Annotated in this window: 16 protein-coding genes; 7 read left to right on the top strand and 9 right to left on the bottom strand. The window is 67.6% G+C overall.

Annotation, left to right across the window (positions count from 1 at the left end; all coding sequences use genetic code 11):
* Positions 1–17 precede the first annotated feature (17 nt).
* The 5 genes from CX676_RS02440 to sucC all read right to left on the bottom strand — a co-directional run bounded on the left by CX676_RS02440 (position 18) and on the right by sucC (position 3,541).
* Positions 18–497, bottom strand: a complete 480-nt coding sequence (locus CX676_RS02440; RefSeq protein ID WP_101751196.1) for a hypothetical protein — start codon at positions 495–497, stop codon at positions 18–20.
* Between the two features lie 29 nt (positions 498–526).
* A complete protein-coding gene (locus tag CX676_RS02445; RefSeq protein WP_157935825.1) occupies positions 527–937 on the bottom strand; it encodes a hypothetical protein in 411 nt (136 codons plus the stop codon).
* Between the two features lie 154 nt (positions 938–1,091).
* Positions 1,092–1,406, bottom strand: a complete 315-nt coding sequence (locus CX676_RS02450) for a hypothetical protein (RefSeq protein WP_157935826.1) — start codon at positions 1,404–1,406, stop codon at positions 1,092–1,094.
* A gap of 51 nt (positions 1,407–1,457) precedes the next feature.
* Entirely contained in the window at positions 1,458–2,342 is an 885-nt protein-coding gene (gene sucD, locus CX676_RS02455; RefSeq protein ID WP_101751199.1) for a succinate--CoA ligase subunit alpha, read from the bottom strand.
* Between the two features lie 5 nt (positions 2,343–2,347).
* Positions 2,348–3,541 (bottom strand): ADP-forming succinate--CoA ligase subunit beta, encoded by a 1,194-nt coding sequence (gene sucC / locus CX676_RS02460; RefSeq protein ID WP_101751200.1) that lies wholly within the window; start codon positions 3,539–3,541, stop codon positions 2,348–2,350.
* A 316-nt stretch (positions 3,542–3,857) separates the two neighbouring features.
* Here sucC and CX676_RS02465 point away from each other — a divergent pair, with 316 nt between their 5' ends.
* Positions 3,858–4,184: a DUF6665 family protein gene (locus tag CX676_RS02465; RefSeq protein ID WP_101751201.1), complete on the top strand. Its 327-nt coding sequence runs from the start codon at positions 3,858–3,860 to the stop codon at positions 4,182–4,184.
* Here the strand turns inward: CX676_RS02465 and CX676_RS02470 are convergent.
* Positions 4,181–4,441, bottom strand: a complete 261-nt coding sequence (locus tag CX676_RS02470) for a YjhX family toxin (RefSeq protein WP_101751202.1) — start codon at positions 4,439–4,441, stop codon at positions 4,181–4,183. The two genes, CX676_RS02465 and CX676_RS02470, sit on opposite strands and share 4 nt — an antisense overlap.
* 195 nt (positions 4,442–4,636) lie before the next feature.
* Positions 4,637–5,272: a lytic transglycosylase domain-containing protein gene (locus CX676_RS02475; protein ID WP_101751203.1), complete on the bottom strand. Its 636-nt coding sequence runs from the start codon at positions 5,270–5,272 to the stop codon at positions 4,637–4,639.
* Between the two features lie 233 nt (positions 5,273–5,505).
* Here CX676_RS02475 and ssb point away from each other — a divergent pair, with 233 nt between their 5' ends.
* Together ssb and CX676_RS02485 are read left to right on the top strand one after the other, a co-directional pair.
* Positions 5,506–6,027, top strand: a complete 522-nt coding sequence (gene ssb, locus CX676_RS02480; protein WP_101754094.1) for a single-stranded DNA-binding protein — start codon at positions 5,506–5,508, stop codon at positions 6,025–6,027.
* A 286-nt stretch (positions 6,028–6,313) separates the two neighbouring features.
* On the top strand, positions 6,314–7,366 hold the full coding sequence (locus CX676_RS02485) for a Glu/Leu/Phe/Val family dehydrogenase (RefSeq protein ID WP_101751204.1): 1,053 nt from the start codon (positions 6,314–6,316) through the stop codon (positions 7,364–7,366).
* Between the two features lie 186 nt (positions 7,367–7,552).
* Here CX676_RS02485 and aroB read toward each other — a convergent pair whose 3' ends face one another.
* Complete coding sequence (aroB, locus tag CX676_RS02490; RefSeq protein ID WP_101751205.1) at positions 7,553–8,668, bottom strand: 3-dehydroquinate synthase; 1,116 nt, start codon at positions 8,666–8,668, stop codon at positions 7,553–7,555.
* The gene (locus CX676_RS02495; protein ID WP_101751206.1) at positions 8,665–9,201 is read right to left on the bottom strand and encodes a shikimate kinase; all 537 of its coding nucleotides are present in this window, start codon (positions 9,199–9,201) and stop codon (positions 8,665–8,667) included. The genes aroB and CX676_RS02495 overlap by 4 nt, the downstream gene beginning before the upstream one ends.
* 117 nt (positions 9,202–9,318) lie before the next feature.
* Here CX676_RS02495 and CX676_RS02500 point away from each other — a divergent pair, with 117 nt between their 5' ends.
* From CX676_RS02500 to CX676_RS02515, 4 genes are read left to right on the top strand one after another with little or no spacing between them, the layout of a single operon-like run.
* On the top strand, positions 9,319–9,621 hold the full coding sequence (locus CX676_RS02500) for a hypothetical protein (protein WP_157935827.1): 303 nt from the start codon (positions 9,319–9,321) through the stop codon (positions 9,619–9,621).
* Entirely contained in the window at positions 9,590–11,113 is a 1,524-nt protein-coding gene (locus tag CX676_RS02505; RefSeq protein WP_232816564.1) for a hypothetical protein, read from the top strand. Before CX676_RS02500 ends, CX676_RS02505 begins: the two co-directional genes overlap by 32 nt.
* Positions 11,110–12,090 (top strand): tyrosine recombinase, encoded by a 981-nt coding sequence (locus CX676_RS02510; protein ID WP_101751208.1) that lies wholly within the window; start codon positions 11,110–11,112, stop codon positions 12,088–12,090. The genes CX676_RS02505 and CX676_RS02510 overlap by 4 nt, the downstream gene beginning before the upstream one ends.
* A gap of 4 nt (positions 12,091–12,094) precedes the next feature.
* On the top strand, positions 12,095–13,426 hold the full coding sequence (locus CX676_RS02515; RefSeq protein ID WP_101751209.1) for an HlyC/CorC family transporter: 1,332 nt from the start codon (positions 12,095–12,097) through the stop codon (positions 13,424–13,426).
* Positions 13,427–13,443: the final 17 nt, after the last annotated feature.

Below are 13,443 nucleotides of genomic sequence, written 5' to 3' on the forward strand. Positions count from 1 at the left end.
GGGTGAAGACGTCGCGGTCAGGCGGCGTTGCATTTGACGATCATGATCTGCACGCCGGGCATGGCGCTGCCCGAGCCGGCGGAGTTGCTGCGGCTGCTGGCCACGCCCGCGTCACCGCAGAGCTTGCCGGCGGCGGCATCGACGGTGGCCGGTTCGGTCCGCGCCGGGCGGTACATCATGGTATAGCCCGAGCTGGCATCGCCGCTGACGCCGACGACCGCCGACTGGCGCAGCCCGGTGCGGGCATCGAAGCCGCCGGAATAGGTGGGGGCAGGCGGCGTCGCCGGGGCGACGGGCGCAACCGGGGCGGCGGGCCGTGTGGGCGCCGGGGCGGGCAGGGTGCGATAGGGGCTGGCGGGCGGCGGCGCCGAGGTGACCGGCGCGACCGGCGCATTGGTCGCCATCGGGGCCACGGCACAGGCCGACAGGGCCAGCGCCGCCAGAAGCGTCAGCGCCATGCGCCCCCGGGTAGGACGGACGATCAGGTTCGGTTTCATGCTAGCCCCCATGTTGGACGGTGTCTTGCTCATGCACAGTAGATGTCGATGATCCGCGCACCGGGATCGGCCAGCGGATCGATGCGCGGGATATGGTCGATGCGGGCGGCGCGGCGACTTTCCAGCCCGCAGAGCGCCCGGGCGGCGCCCTGTTCGGCATTCACGGGCGCGCGCGCCGGGTGATAGATCAGCCGCCAGCCGTAATCGCGCCGCGCCACGGTGCGGACGGATTCGGGTGGCAGGTTGCTGGCCTGGTGCAGGTTGGTCATCGCCGGCACACCGCCGCGCAGGATGTCCTCGGTCGGCGCACGTCCGCAGGCGGACAGCGCCAGCAGGGCAAGAGCGGCGGCGGGCAGGGCAAGGCCCCGCATCCCGTTCCTGCGCTCTGCCGCTTGTCGCGGTTCGGCCCGATCCTGCATCATCACCGTAGCACCCAACATTCCTTAACTGCGCCCCCCATCCCAACTAAGCCGGGGGGCGCAGGGTTTCAAATCATCAACCCTTGATCGCCGGCAGCACCGCTTCGCCGAGGCCCGCAGGGCTGTCGGCGGTCGAGGCGGCGGCGGAAGATTGGTCGATCATGGCTGAACCTCGCTATTCGCAGGTATACTTGACGAAGGACAAGTGAGGGGCATCCGGTTGCGCTGGCTGGTGTCTCAGCTTGGCCGGAGCCTTGTCGTAATCCGCACAGTCCTCGATCGCATAGGCTTCGGCGTCGGCTTCCGTCATCATGGTGTTGTCATAGCCGACCGAGATGCCGCTCGAAGGCCGGCCAATGCGACCGATGATCGGCATCGGGCCCATGGGTTCGCCGGTGACGGCCTCCATGAGCCCGACGGTTTCAGCCTGGCTGGTTTGGGCCAGCATGGGGACACCCAGGACGAGGCCGCCGATCATCCATGCGGCCAAACGGCGTGCCTGGTTCGATCTGCTGCCGTGCCGACGAAACCTCATGACGGATCAGCCCTTGATCGCCTTCAGCACCGCTTCGCCCAAGCCCGCGGGGCTGTCGGCGACGATGATGCCGGCCTTTTTCATGGCCTCGATCTTGGATTCCGCGTCGCCCTTGCCACCCGAGACGATGGCGCCGGCATGGCCCATGCGCCGGCCCGGAGGGGCGGTGCGGCCGGCGATGAAGCCGGCGGTGGGCTTCCACTTGCCCTTGCGCTTCTGCTCGGCCAGGAACTCGGCGGCTTCTTCCTCGGCCGAACCGCCGATCTCGCCGATCATGATGATCGAGGTGGTTTCGTCATCGTCGAGGAACAGGCGCAGCACGTCGATATGCTCCATGCCCTTGATCGGGTCGCCGCCGATGCCCACGGCCGAGGACTGGCCAAGGCCCACATCGGTCGTCTGCTTCACCGCCTCATAGGTCAGTGTGCCCGAACGCGACACGACGCCGACCGAACCGCGCTTGAAGATGGTGCCCGGCATGATGCCGATCTTGCACTCGTCCGGCGTCATGATGCCCGGGCAGTTCGGCCCGATCAGCTTCGAGGACGAGCCTTCCAGCGCGCGCTTGACCCGCATCATGTCCAGAACCGGGATGCCCTCGGTGATGGCGACGATCAGCGGGATCTCGGCATCGATGGCCTCGAGGATCGAATCCGCAGCAAAGGGAGGCGGCACGTAGATCGCGGTGGCATTGGCGCCGGTTTTCGCCACGGCCTCATGGACCGAGTTGAAGACCGGCAGGCCCAGATGCTCGGACCCGCCCTTGCCGGGGGTCACGCCGCCGACCATCTGCGTGCCATAGGCGATCGCCTGCTCGGTGTGGAAGGTCCCCTGCGAGCCGGTGATGCCCTGGGTGATGACTTTGGTGTTCTTGTCGACGAGAATGGCCATTTTTCTTACCCTTTCACCGCTTTGACGATCTTCTCGGCGCCGTCCTTCAGATCGTCGGCGGCGATCACGTTCAGACCCGAGTTGCGGATGATTTCCTTGCCCAGTTCGACATTGGTGCCTTCCAGGCGCACGACCAGCGGAACCGCCAGCCCGACCTCTTTCACCGCGGCGACGATGCCCTCGGCGATGATGTCGCAGCGCATGATGCCGCCGAAGATGTTCACGAGGATGCCTTTGACGTTCGGGTCCGAGGTGATGATCTTGAAGGCTTCGGTCACCTTCTCCTTGGTCGCACCGCCGCCCACGTCGAGGAAGTTGGCCGGCTCGGCACCGTAAAGCTTGATGATGTCCATCGTGGCCATCGCCAGGCCGGCGCCGTTCACCATGCAGCCGATCTCGCCATCCAGCGCGATGTAGTTCAGGTCGAACTTCGAGGCGGCCAGTTCCTTCGGGTCTTCCTCGGTCTCGTCGCGCAGCGCCATGATGTCGGGCTGGCGGTAGAGGGCGTTGTTGTCAAAGCCCATCTTGGCGTCGAGGCATTTCAGATCGCCCTTCTCGGTGACGATCAGCGGGTTGATCTCCAGCATCTCCATGTCCTTCTCGATGAACATGCGGTAGAGCGTCTTGATCAGGGCCACGCATTGCTTGACCTGCGCGCCTTCCAGCCCGAGGGCGAAGGCGACGCGGCGGCCGTGGAAATCCGACAGGCCCGAGGCCGGGTCGACGCTGAAGCTGACGATCTTTTCCGGGGTCTTGGCGGCGACTTCCTCGATGTCCATGCCGCCCTCGGTCGAGGCGACGAAGCTGACGCGGCTGGTGCCACGGTCAACCAGCAGGGCCAGATACAGCTCGCGGGAGATGTCCGAGCCGTCTTCGATATAGATGCGGTTCACCTGCTTGCCGACCGGGCCGGTCTGGTGGGTAACCAGCGTGCGGCCCAGCATCTGGCGGGTCAGCTCCTCGGCCTCGCTCACCGATTTCGCCAGACGGACGCCGCCTTTTTCACCGGCTTCCTTTTCCTTGAACTGGCCCTTGCCGCGACCGCCGGCATGGATCTGGGCCTTGACCACCCAGAGGGGACCATCCAGCTCGCCGGCGGCGGATTTGGCCTGATCGGCCTGCGTGACGATGCGGCCATCACTGACGGGCGCCCCAAATTGACGCAGCAGCGCCTTGGCCTGATATTCGTGGATGTTCATCGCGACCCCCTTGATCGGTTCAGCAGATTTCGGGCGGTTCTGGCATAGAGCGGCGGGGCGATGAACCGTTTTCCGCCCGCAAACGCAGGAATTCGGGCGGAAAGACAAGGTTGTGATCACGGGGCGAAAGGTCGTGATCACAAATCCGCAGGGGAATTCGCGTTTGGCATGCAACGGTATGCCGAGAGCGGCTTTGCCGTTTTTGCCGGCACTGATTCGAGGGAGGCAATGGGTGAGGGGGCAGGTGAGGGGGCGGAGCCGGGTTGCGGTCCGCTCGCGCCCGGCTAGACTTGGGTCGATACGCATCGGGGGCGCCATGTCCAGATTCCTGCCGCAGATCGAATGGGCCAGCGCGCTGAAGCAGAGCGGCAGCGACATTCTGGAGGCGCAGCTGCAGGCCGAGCGCGCCTCGGCGCTTGGCACCGGCGGCAAGCGGCTGGAAGCGGCGCTGGCGGACCTTGCAACGGCGGATGAGACGAACCGCGCGGCGCGGCTTGCCATGGCCCGGCGGCGGGCGTGGGAGTTCATGGTCCAGCGCGAGGCGGCAGGCTTGCGCGACTGGCCGGCGGTGATCCGGCTTTATGCGATCCCGCCCGAGGTGCTGCACGGCATGGGCGCCGTGCAGCCTCGGTCTTCCACCTAACGGTTGTCAGGCTGCGCCCTGACCGCGCGTCGCCCCTTCAGCGAGATGCGGTAAGGCGCGCCGCCCTGTGATCCGATCAGCCCGCGCTGGCGCAGGCGGCGGAACAGGGGCAGGTCGCAATCACTCAGCACCGCGCCGTCGCGGGTGACACAGATCACCTCGCTGATCCGGCGCTGGTCGTCTTCGCGCAGATGGCGGATGCAACCGCCCTGCGCCAGCACGTGCAAGACGCGCTGTTCCCGTTTCGAGATATTCATGGAATGTCCTGGGTCTGAACGTCATGGGTCCGGCGGCGCGGGTTGCGTCACCGGGGACAAGGCGACCCTGCATCGTGCAGGGTCAGGTTCAGACAGTCTCGGACATAAAAACTCTGGGTTCAGGGATGGCGGAGGTGCCATGAAAAAGGGCGCCGGTCAAGCGACGGCGCCCGCATGGTTGCTGCCTGTGGCCGATCAGCCGCCAGCGATGATCCGCACATAGTTGCGGGTCTCGCGATAGGGCGGGATGCCGCCGTATTTCGCCACCGCGCCCGGCCCGGCATTATAGGCCGCCAGCGCCAGCCGCCAGTCGCCGAACTGGTTGTACATCATGCGCAGGTAACGCGCGCCGCCCTCGAGGTTCTGGATCGGGTCGCGCGGGTTCACCCCCAGCTTGGCCGCGGTGCCGGGCATCAGCTGCGCCAGCCCCATCGCGCCCTTGTGCGAGCGCGCGCCGTGGTTCCAGCCGCTTTCCTGCTGCACCAGCCGCAGGAACAGGTTTTCCGGGATGCCGTATTTCCGCGCCGCTGCCTGCGCATGGGGCAGGTAGGTGCTGCGCTTGCCGCGATAGGCGGGGATGTTCGGCGACAGCTCGATGGTCACCACCGACTTGTTGTTCGCCCCCGGCTGCAGCCGCGCCGACTGCTGGTACTGCCCGGCCAGACGCGAATCCATCAGCCGGGTCTGGCGGGCGAACTGCTCGGCCCGCGACTTCGACGACGATCCCGAGAGCCGCAGCCCCTCGGCCTCGGCCGAACCGGCCACCGGCATCGCCAGCATGGCGCCCAGAGCGAGGGTCACCGCCCCGCGCGCGATCTTCTGGATTTGCATGTTCACCGCCCTCAAAGTCTTTTGCAGAACTATACAGCAAATGCACTTTGACGCCACAAGCACCGATTTCACCAGTTCCATGCCCGGTCGCGTCGGCGAGATTTCGCCCAAATACAACCATTACGCGATCGAAATTAACCCAAGCGGCTGTTAGCCATCGCCCGTGCAGAGCGTTGCGTGGAGGGCTGCAACGCGATAGACCCATGCCGAAATCCAGCGAATTCGAGGCAATCATGGCAGGCAGCGTCAACAAGGTCATCCTGATCGGCAATCTGGGTCAGGACCCGGAAGTCCGCACGTTCCAGAACGGCGGCAAGGTGGTGAACCTGCGCATCGCCACCTCCGAACAGTGGAAGGACCGCAATTCCGGCGAGCGCCAGGAACGCACGCAATGGCATTCGGTGGCGATCTTCTCCGAGCCGCTGGCCCGGATCGCCGAGCAGTATCTGAAGAAGGGCAGCAAGGTCTATCTCGAGGGCCAGCTGGAAACCCGCAAGTGGCAGGACCAGTCGGGCCAGGACCGCTATACCACCGAGGTGGTGCTGCGGCCCTTCTCGGGCAACCTAACGCTGCTTGACGGTCGCGGCGAGGGCGGCGGTGGCGGCGGCGGCAATTATGGCGGCGGCAGCCGGGGCGGCAGCGGCGGCGGCTATGACGACCGTGGTGGCTATGACCAGGGCCCCTCGTCGGGCGGTGGCAGCAGCAGCGGTGGCAGCGGCGGCCGGTCTGATTACGACGACGAAATCCCGTTCTGATCCCGGGCCACAGGTCCAGATAGAACGCCGCGCCCCGCAAGGGCGCGGCGTTTGTCATTTCGGGCCGGCGCGAATCACCACGCCGTCCCGGTTGGCGCTATCACCCCGGCACGCCGGAAACCGCCCGCCAAAAATTGCGCGCAACAATCTTTCGCGCGACCGAAAATATCGCGTCACGCGGGCCTTCCTTTGCAAAACATGCTAGGCTTGCAATGCCTTCAAACTGCGGCATTTCTGCCCTGGACCGGGCGCCCGAGCGGCGCCCCGAGCGGGAGGAGCGACCCTGATGACCCTGAACCTGACCGACCTGAAACAGCCCGGCTTCGAACGCCTGGTGCTGGCCGAAGACGCTGATGCGGGCCTGCGCGCGCTGATCTGCATCCATTCGACCGCGCTTGGCCCGGCGGCCGGCGGCTGCCGGATGTGGAACTATGCCAGCGATGCCGAGGCGATCACCGACGCGACCCGTCTGGCGCGCGGCATGACCTACAAGAACGCCATGGCCGACCTGGGCCTGGGTGGCGGCAAGTCGGTCATCATCGGCGATGCCCGCCGCGACAAGACGCCCGAGCTGATGCGCGCCTTTGGCCGCGCGGTGCAGGCGCTTGGCGGGCAGTATTACACCGCCGAGGATGTCGGCATCTCGACCGAGGACATGGCTTACACCGCCGAGGAAACCGTCTATGCGGTCGGTCTGGCCGGTGGCGATCACGGCTCGGGCGATCCCTCGCCCTGGACCGCTGAGGGCGTGTTCCGCTGCCTCAAGGTGGGTGCCGCCCATATCTGGGGAACCGAGGACGTGACCGGCAAGCGGGTGCTGGTGCAGGGGCTGGGCCATGTCGGCCTGTCGCTGGCCGAGAAACTGCACGCCGCCGGTGCCAAGCTGATCGTCACCGACATCAACGCCGCCGCCCTTGCCGATGCCGCCGAGCGCCTGGGGGCCGAGGTGATCGCGCCGGGCGAGGTCTTCCAGCAGGAGATGGACATTTTCGCGCCCTGCGCCCTTGGCGCGGTGCTGAATGCGGAAACCGTGCCGGCGCTGAGCGCGAAACTGGTCTGCGGCGCGGCCAACAACCAGCTGGCCACGCCCGAGATCGCCGATCTCTTGAAGGCGCGCGGGATCGTCTACCTGCCCGACTACGTGGTGAATGCCGGCGGCATCATCAGCGTGGCGAGCGAGATCCACAAGCGCGGTGAAAACTACCGCCGTGGCCGTCTGGACGGCATCGCCACCCGCGTCGCCGAGATGCTGGCCCGAGCAAAGGCCGAAGGCCGCACCACGGTCGAGATCGCCGATGCCATGGTCGACCGGATGCTGGACCAGGCGAAAGCGGCGTAAGGTCCGCAGACCTCGCCCGGAACAAGGCACGCAGTGCCGCCGGGCGAGCGCCGGCCCGCCCCACCGGGCTGGCGCTTTAGTGACGCTGGTCCCGCGTTCAGAACGACGAGGGACCTGGCACCATAAACCGCATCGACGAACGGTTGCGGCGCCACCCCACGGGCCGGCGCTCGCCCTTCGCCGCGCTCAGTGCCGCGCGTCGGCCAGCACGGCGCGCAGCATCTCCACCTGCACATCATCGCTGACGAAAGCCTCGCCGATGCCGCGCGCGAGGACGAAGCGCAGACGCCCGTCGACCACCTTCTTGTCCTGCCCCATGAGCGCGATCAGCGCCTCGTCATCGGGCAGTTCGCCCGGAATGTCCGACAGCCGCGCGGGCATCCCCATCTGGCGCAGATGTTGCAGCACCCGGCTTGGTGCCTCCTGGCTGCACAGCCCCATCCGCGCCGAAAGGTCAAAGGCCAGCGCGCAGCCGATCGCCACGCCCTCGCCATGGAGCAGCCGGTCGGAGTAGCCGGTCGCGGATTCGAGCGCATGGCCGAAGGTATGGCCAAGGTTCAGCAGCGCGCGCTCGCCCTGTTCGGTCTCGTCACGGCTGACGATGCCGGCCTTCATCGCGACCGAATGGGCCACCGCCTTCTGGCGCAGGGCGGGATTGGTGGCGAGGGCAGGGCCGTTCACCTCGAGCCAGTCGAAGAAACCGGCATCGCCCAGAAGCCCGTATTTCGCCACCTCGCCATAGCCGGCAATGAAGTCGCGCGGCGTCAGCGTGTCCAGCACGTCAATATCGGCCAGCACCAGCGAGGGCTGGTGAAACGCGCCGATCAGGTTCTTGCCCTGCCTGCTGTTGATCCCGGTCTTGCCGCCGACGCTGCTGTCGACCTGCGCCAGCAGCGAGGTTGGCACCTGCACGAAGCGCACGCCCCGGCGCAGGATCGCGGCGGCGAAGCCCGCCAGATCGCCGATCACGCCGCCGCCAAGCGCCAAGACGATATCCCGCCGCTCGACCTTCTGTTCCAAGAGCCATTCGACCGATTGCGTCAGATAGGGCCAGCTTTTCGTGCTCTCACCCGCCGGCAGGGCCAGCGCCGTGCTGTCGATGCCCTCGGCCTTCAGTGCCGCCTCGAACGGCGCCAGATGCAGCGCCGCCACGGTCTCATCGGTCAGGATCGCAACGCGCGGGCGCTTCAGCAGCGGCGCGATCAGCGCCCCGGCGCGACCGATCAACCCCTGTCCGATCAGCACGTCATAGGCGCGGTCGCCAAGGGGAACGTGAACGGTGGTGGTGGTCTCGTCGGTCATGCTTGCCCCAGCGTCTCGGGATGGTGTTCGCGGATCATGCCAAGCAGCCGCGTCGCGGTCTGGTCCACCGTATCGCCCGGCTGCACCGGGTAGATAAGCTCGGCCATGGCGTAATAGGGCCGCCGGGTTTCCAGCATCTGCGTCAGCGTGCCCTTGGGGTCCGGGGTTTTCAGCAGCGGCCGGGTCGAGCGCATCCGCACCCGGTTCCACAGCGTCTCGAGATCGCAATCCAGCCAGACCGACAGGCCCTTCTGCTTGATCATCTCGCGATTCTCGGCCCGAAGCCAGGCGCCGCCGCCGGTCGAGATGACCATGGGCGGGCCATCCAGCAACCGGCGCAGCACCTCGGATTCGCGGGCGCGAAAGAACTCCTCGCCGTCGCGGGCGAAGATCTCGGCAATGGTCATGGCGGCGGCGGATTCGATCTCGTGGTCAGAATCGATGAACCGGGCCTTCAGCTTGCGCGACAATTCACCGCCCACAGCCGTCTTGCCTGCGCCCATCATGCCGATCAGAACGATATGCCGGTCCATCCTTGCCCCTTGATTGAGCCTTTGGGGCTCGATTGCGTTCAATGGCGTGATCTTTCCGGAAAGGCCATATATATTTCCACCGAACCGGCCTGAGACCGGCGAAGAAAGGGCAGTTAGATGCGATTGATCAAGTTTCTCGTGGTGCTGGTGGTGGCGGCGGTCATCGCGCTGGTGGGCTATGCCTACCTGGGCGACATGGAGCCGCAGCAGCGCGAGATCCGAACTGCCATCCCGGTGCAGGGCGGCGAACTGGCCCCGGCACCCGCGGCGCCGGCAGAGGGTGCGGCAGAGGCACCTGCCGAGCCTGCGGCCCCGGCAGCAGAGACCCCGGCAGAGGCTCCCGCAGCGGAGGCCCCGGCAGCAGACGCGCCCGCAGAGGCCATCACCAATGAAGACACCAGCGAGGCGCCGGGTGACTAATCCCCGGCGCATTCCCGCACTGGTCTTGCCCGCGCTAATCGCAATTGGCGTCAGCGCGGCGCCGGGCTTGGCGCAGGACCCGCTGTCGGCGAGTGACTGGCTCTCGGGCTCGATCCAGGCACCGCCGCGCGAAAGCTCGGGCTGGCGGCCGGATCAGGGCCTGCCCGCCGACGCGCTGCCGCCCAAGCGCGTCCTGCCGCCGGTGGCCGAGACCGGGGCGGTGGGGGCGGTCGCCGTCACCCGGCTGGACGAGGCCGATCCCGACGCCGCCGGCACGCAATCGGCGCGAAAGGCCGGGCTGCCGGCCTCGCTCTGGTCGGGCAGCGATCCGGCCCGGCTGGCGCAGCTGATCGGCGAGACGCCGGCCCGGTTGCCGGCGATGAACGCGCTGTTGCGCCGGGTGCTGACCGCGCAGCTGACCCCGCCTTCGGCCATGGTCGAGGCCGCGCCCGGCACGCTGTTTCTTGCGCGCGTCGACCGGCTGCTGGGCATGGGCGCCAATGCCGAGGCCGCGCGGCTTCTGGCCAGCGCCGGTCTGCGCTCGCCCGAAAGCTTCCGCCGCCTCTTCGACGTGGCGCTGCTGGCCGGCGAAGAGGCGCGGGCCTGCGCGGTGATGAACGACACGCCCGGCATCGCCCCCAGCTTTGCCGCCCGCATTTTCTGTCTTGCCCAATCGGGCGACTGGTCCGCCGCCGCAATCACCTTCCACGGGGCCGAGGCGCTGCAGCTGATCCCCGAGGACCGGCTGCTGCTGCTGGCGCAATATCTCGATGACAGCTATGTCGATGCCGGCCAGGTGCTGGAACCGCCGCAGCCGGTGACGCCCTTGGATTTCCGCATGCACGAGGCCGTGGGTCAACCATTGCCGACCGCGCCGCTGCCGCTGGCCTTTGCCCATTCCGACCTCAGGCCGAATGGCGGCTGGAAGGCCCGGCTCGAGGCCGCCGAACGGCTGGCGAGTGCCGGTGTGCTGCCGCCGTCGCAATTGCACGGCATCTATGACGAACAGAAGCCCGCCGCCTCGGGCGGGGTCTGGGAACGGGCGGCCAGCTTCCAGCGGCTCGATGCGGCGCTGGCCTCGGACGACAAGGCCGCGCTGGCCGAGGCGCTGCCACCGGCCTTTGCCGAGTTCACCGGTGCGAACATGGGCGATGTTCTGGCCGCACTGGTGGCCGAGCAACTGCCCGATGACCTGCCGGGCGAGGCGGGCGAAATTGCCGGCAAGCTCAGGCAATGGCAGGGGCTGACGGTGGCCAAGCCCACGCCTGCCGATCCGGCGCTGGCCGGGGGCGAGGCCGATGCGCTGGCCGCAGGGTCTGATCGCAAGGGCGAGGCGCTACTAATTGCCATGACCCAGATCGACCGGGGCCTCGACGGCGACAGGGCGCAGGCGGCGCGTGGGCTGGCGACGCTGCGCGCCCTCGGGCTGACAGCCGAGGCCGATCTGGCCGAGACGCAGCTGACCCTCGCCCCGGGGCTCAGCGCCCCATGAGCAGCGATCATCGCCTGATCTCGGCCTTTCTGGACGCACAGGCGGCCGAGGCCGGGGCGGCGCGGAACACGCTTCTGGCCTATGGCCGCGATCTGGCGGATTTCGCCGAATGGCTGGCGGGGCAGGGCGGTGGCCTGCCCGGCGTCAGCCGCGAGGGCATCGAGGACTACCTGAGCTTCTGCGACGCGCAGGGCCTGTCTCGGGCGACGCGCGCGCGCCGCCTGTCCTCGATCCGGCAATTCACCCGCTTCGCGCTCGAGGAAGGTCTGCGCGAGGATGATCCCGCCATCCGCATCAGCGGTCCGGGCCGGGCGCAGCGCCTGCCGAAGACGCTGAGCCAGTCCGAGGTCGGGGCGATGCTGGACGCCGCGCCCGATCTGGGCCGCAACCCGGTCGAGCGGGCGCGCAATGCCTGCCTGATCGAACTGCTCTACGCGACCGGGATGCGGGTCAGCGAGTTGGTCGCGCTGCCGGTCAGCGCCTGCCGCGGCGATCCGGCGGTGCTGCTCATTCGCGGCAAGGGCGGGCGCGAGCGGATGGTGCCGCTGACCCCCAAGGCGCGCGCGGCGCTGGCCGCATGGCTGGCGATCCGCGACCGGGCCGACGAGACAACCCCGCTTGGAAAACTGGTCGCCGGCAAGGGCGGGCGCTGGCTGTTCCCCGCCCCCGGTGCGGAGGGGCATATGCCGCGGCAAAGCTTCGGAAGGCTGCTGGGCGAGATTGCCACCGCCGCCGGGGTCGATCCGGCGCGGGTCAGCCCCCATGTCATCCGCCACGCCTTCGCCACCCATCTGCTGGAAGGTGGCGCCGATCTGCGCGCGATCCAGACGCTGCTGGGGCATGCCGATCTGGGCACGACCGAGATCTATACCCATGTGCTCGACGCGCGGATGCGCGATCTGGTGCTGAACCACCACCCCCTTGCGCAGCCGCACGGCGCGTCGCAGGCTTCACCCCCCGACAGGACAACAGACTGAGCCCATGGAACACGCCGCCTCGATGATGGATGTCACCTTCTGGACCACGATCATCGCCATTGTCGTCCTCTTGATGATGTCCGCCTTCTTCTCGGGTTCCGAGACCGCCCTGACCGCCTCGAGCCGCGCCAAGCTGCGCGCCCGCGCCGACAAGGGCGATGCCGGCGCGCAGGCGGCGCTGAACGTGACGCAGGACAGCGAAAGGCTGATCGGCGCGATCCTGCTGGGCAATAACGTCGTCAACATCCTCTCGGCCAGTCTCGCCACCGCGCTTTTCACCCGGCTTTTCGGCTCGGGCGGGGTGGCGCTGGCGACGCTGGTGATGACGGTGATGGTGCTGATCTTTTCCGAGGTGCTGCCCAAGACCTATGCCATCTCGGCGCCCGAGAACGTCGCCAGCAACGTCGCCCGCCCGATCAGCTGGCTGACGGTGATCCTGTCGCCGGTGGTGGCCGTGGTGCGCTTCATCGTGCGCGGCATCCTGCGGCTGTTCGGGCAGCGCACCGATCCCGGCTCGCACATGTTCTCGCTGCACGAGGAGATCGCGGGCGCGCTGTCCATCGGGCAGGAAACCGGGGCGGTGCAGAAGGAAGACCGCGACCGCCTGCTGGGTGCGCTCGATCTCGGCAACCGCACGGTCGAGGAGATCATGCGCCACCGATCCGAGATCGAGATGATCGATGCCGCCACGCCCCCCGCCGAGATCCTCAGCGAGGTGCTGGCCAGCCCCCATACCCGCCTGCCGGTCTACAAGGGCGAGCGCGAGAATGTCGTCGGCGTCATCCATGCCAAGGACCTGTTGCGCGCGGTCAACCGCGCAGTGCGCGAGACCGGCAACCCGGCGGCGCTGCAGACGCTGGACGTGATGTCGGTGGCGATGAAGCCCTATTTCGTGCCCGAGACCAGCCCGCTCGACGAGCAGATGCGCGAGTTCCTGAAGCGCCGCACCCATTTCGCGCTGGTCGTCGATGAATATGGCAGCCTGCGCGGGCTGATCACGCTCGAGGATATCCTCGAGGAAATCGTCGGCGAGATCGCCGATGAACACGACACCGAGGCCGACCAGACGCTGACCCCGAACGCGGCGGGCGACTATACCGTCGAGGGCGGCATGACCATCCGCGACCTGAACCGCCAACTGGACTGGAACCTGCCCGATGACGAGGCAAACACGGTGGCCGGGCTGGTGATCCACATGGCGCAGTCGATCCCCGAACAGGGGCAGGTCTTCTCCTTCCACGGCTATCGCTTCGAGGTGGTGGCCCGGCGCGACAACCGCATCACCAAGCTGCGGATCAGGCCGCTGGCCGGCAACGATCAGGCCGAGGAGGGCTGATCCCCCAGATCAAAGGA

Origin of the sequence: Paracoccus zhejiangensis, assembly GCF_002847445.1 — a bacterium.
Classification (GTDB): domain Bacteria; phylum Pseudomonadota; class Alphaproteobacteria; order Rhodobacterales; family Rhodobacteraceae; genus Paracoccus; species Paracoccus zhejiangensis.

What these genes read in the sequence shown, in the direction of transcription:
- CX676_RS02495 (WP_101751206.1), bottom strand. Translation starts at nt 9,201, where the DNA reads ATGGACCGGCATATCGTTCTGATCGGCATGATGGGCGCAGGCAAGACG.
- CX676_RS02500 (WP_157935827.1), top strand. Translation starts at nt 9,319, where the DNA reads ATGCGATTGATCAAGTTTCTCGTGGTGCTGGTGGTGGCGGCGGTCATC.
- CX676_RS02505 (WP_232816564.1), top strand. Translation starts at nt 9,590, where the DNA reads ATGAAGACACCAGCGAGGCGCCGGGTGACTAATCCCCGGCGCATTCCC.
- CX676_RS02485 (WP_101751204.1), top strand. Translation starts at nt 6,314, where the DNA reads ATGACCCTGAACCTGACCGACCTGAAACAGCCCGGCTTCGAACGCCTG.
- CX676_RS02440 (WP_101751196.1), bottom strand. Translation starts at nt 497, where the DNA reads ATGAAACCGAACCTGATCGTCCGTCCTACCCGGGGGCGCATGGCGCTG.
- CX676_RS02515 (WP_101751209.1), top strand. Translation starts at nt 12,095, where the DNA reads ATGGAACACGCCGCCTCGATGATGGATGTCACCTTCTGGACCACGATC.
- CX676_RS02510 (WP_101751208.1), top strand. Translation starts at nt 11,110, where the DNA reads ATGAGCAGCGATCATCGCCTGATCTCGGCCTTTCTGGACGCACAGGCG.
- ssb (WP_101754094.1), top strand. Translation starts at nt 5,506, where the DNA reads ATGGCAGGCAGCGTCAACAAGGTCATCCTGATCGGCAATCTGGGTCAG.
- CX676_RS02470 (WP_101751202.1), bottom strand. Translation starts at nt 4,441, where the DNA reads ATGAATATCTCGAAACGGGAACAGCGCGTCTTGCACGTGCTGGCGCAG.
- sucC (WP_101751200.1), bottom strand. Translation starts at nt 3,541, where the DNA reads ATGAACATCCACGAATATCAGGCCAAGGCGCTGCTGCGTCAATTTGGG.
- CX676_RS02445 (WP_157935825.1), bottom strand. Translation starts at nt 937, where the DNA reads ATGTTGGGTGCTACGGTGATGATGCAGGATCGGGCCGAACCGCGACAA.
- aroB (WP_101751205.1), bottom strand. Translation starts at nt 8,668, where the DNA reads ATGACCGACGAGACCACCACCACCGTTCACGTTCCCCTTGGCGACCGC.
- sucD (WP_101751199.1), bottom strand. Translation starts at nt 2,342, where the DNA reads ATGGCCATTCTCGTCGACAAGAACACCAAAGTCATCACCCAGGGCATC.
- CX676_RS02465 (WP_101751201.1), top strand. Translation starts at nt 3,858, where the DNA reads ATGTCCAGATTCCTGCCGCAGATCGAATGGGCCAGCGCGCTGAAGCAG.
- CX676_RS02475 (WP_101751203.1), bottom strand. Translation starts at nt 5,272, where the DNA reads ATGCAAATCCAGAAGATCGCGCGCGGGGCGGTGACCCTCGCTCTGGGC.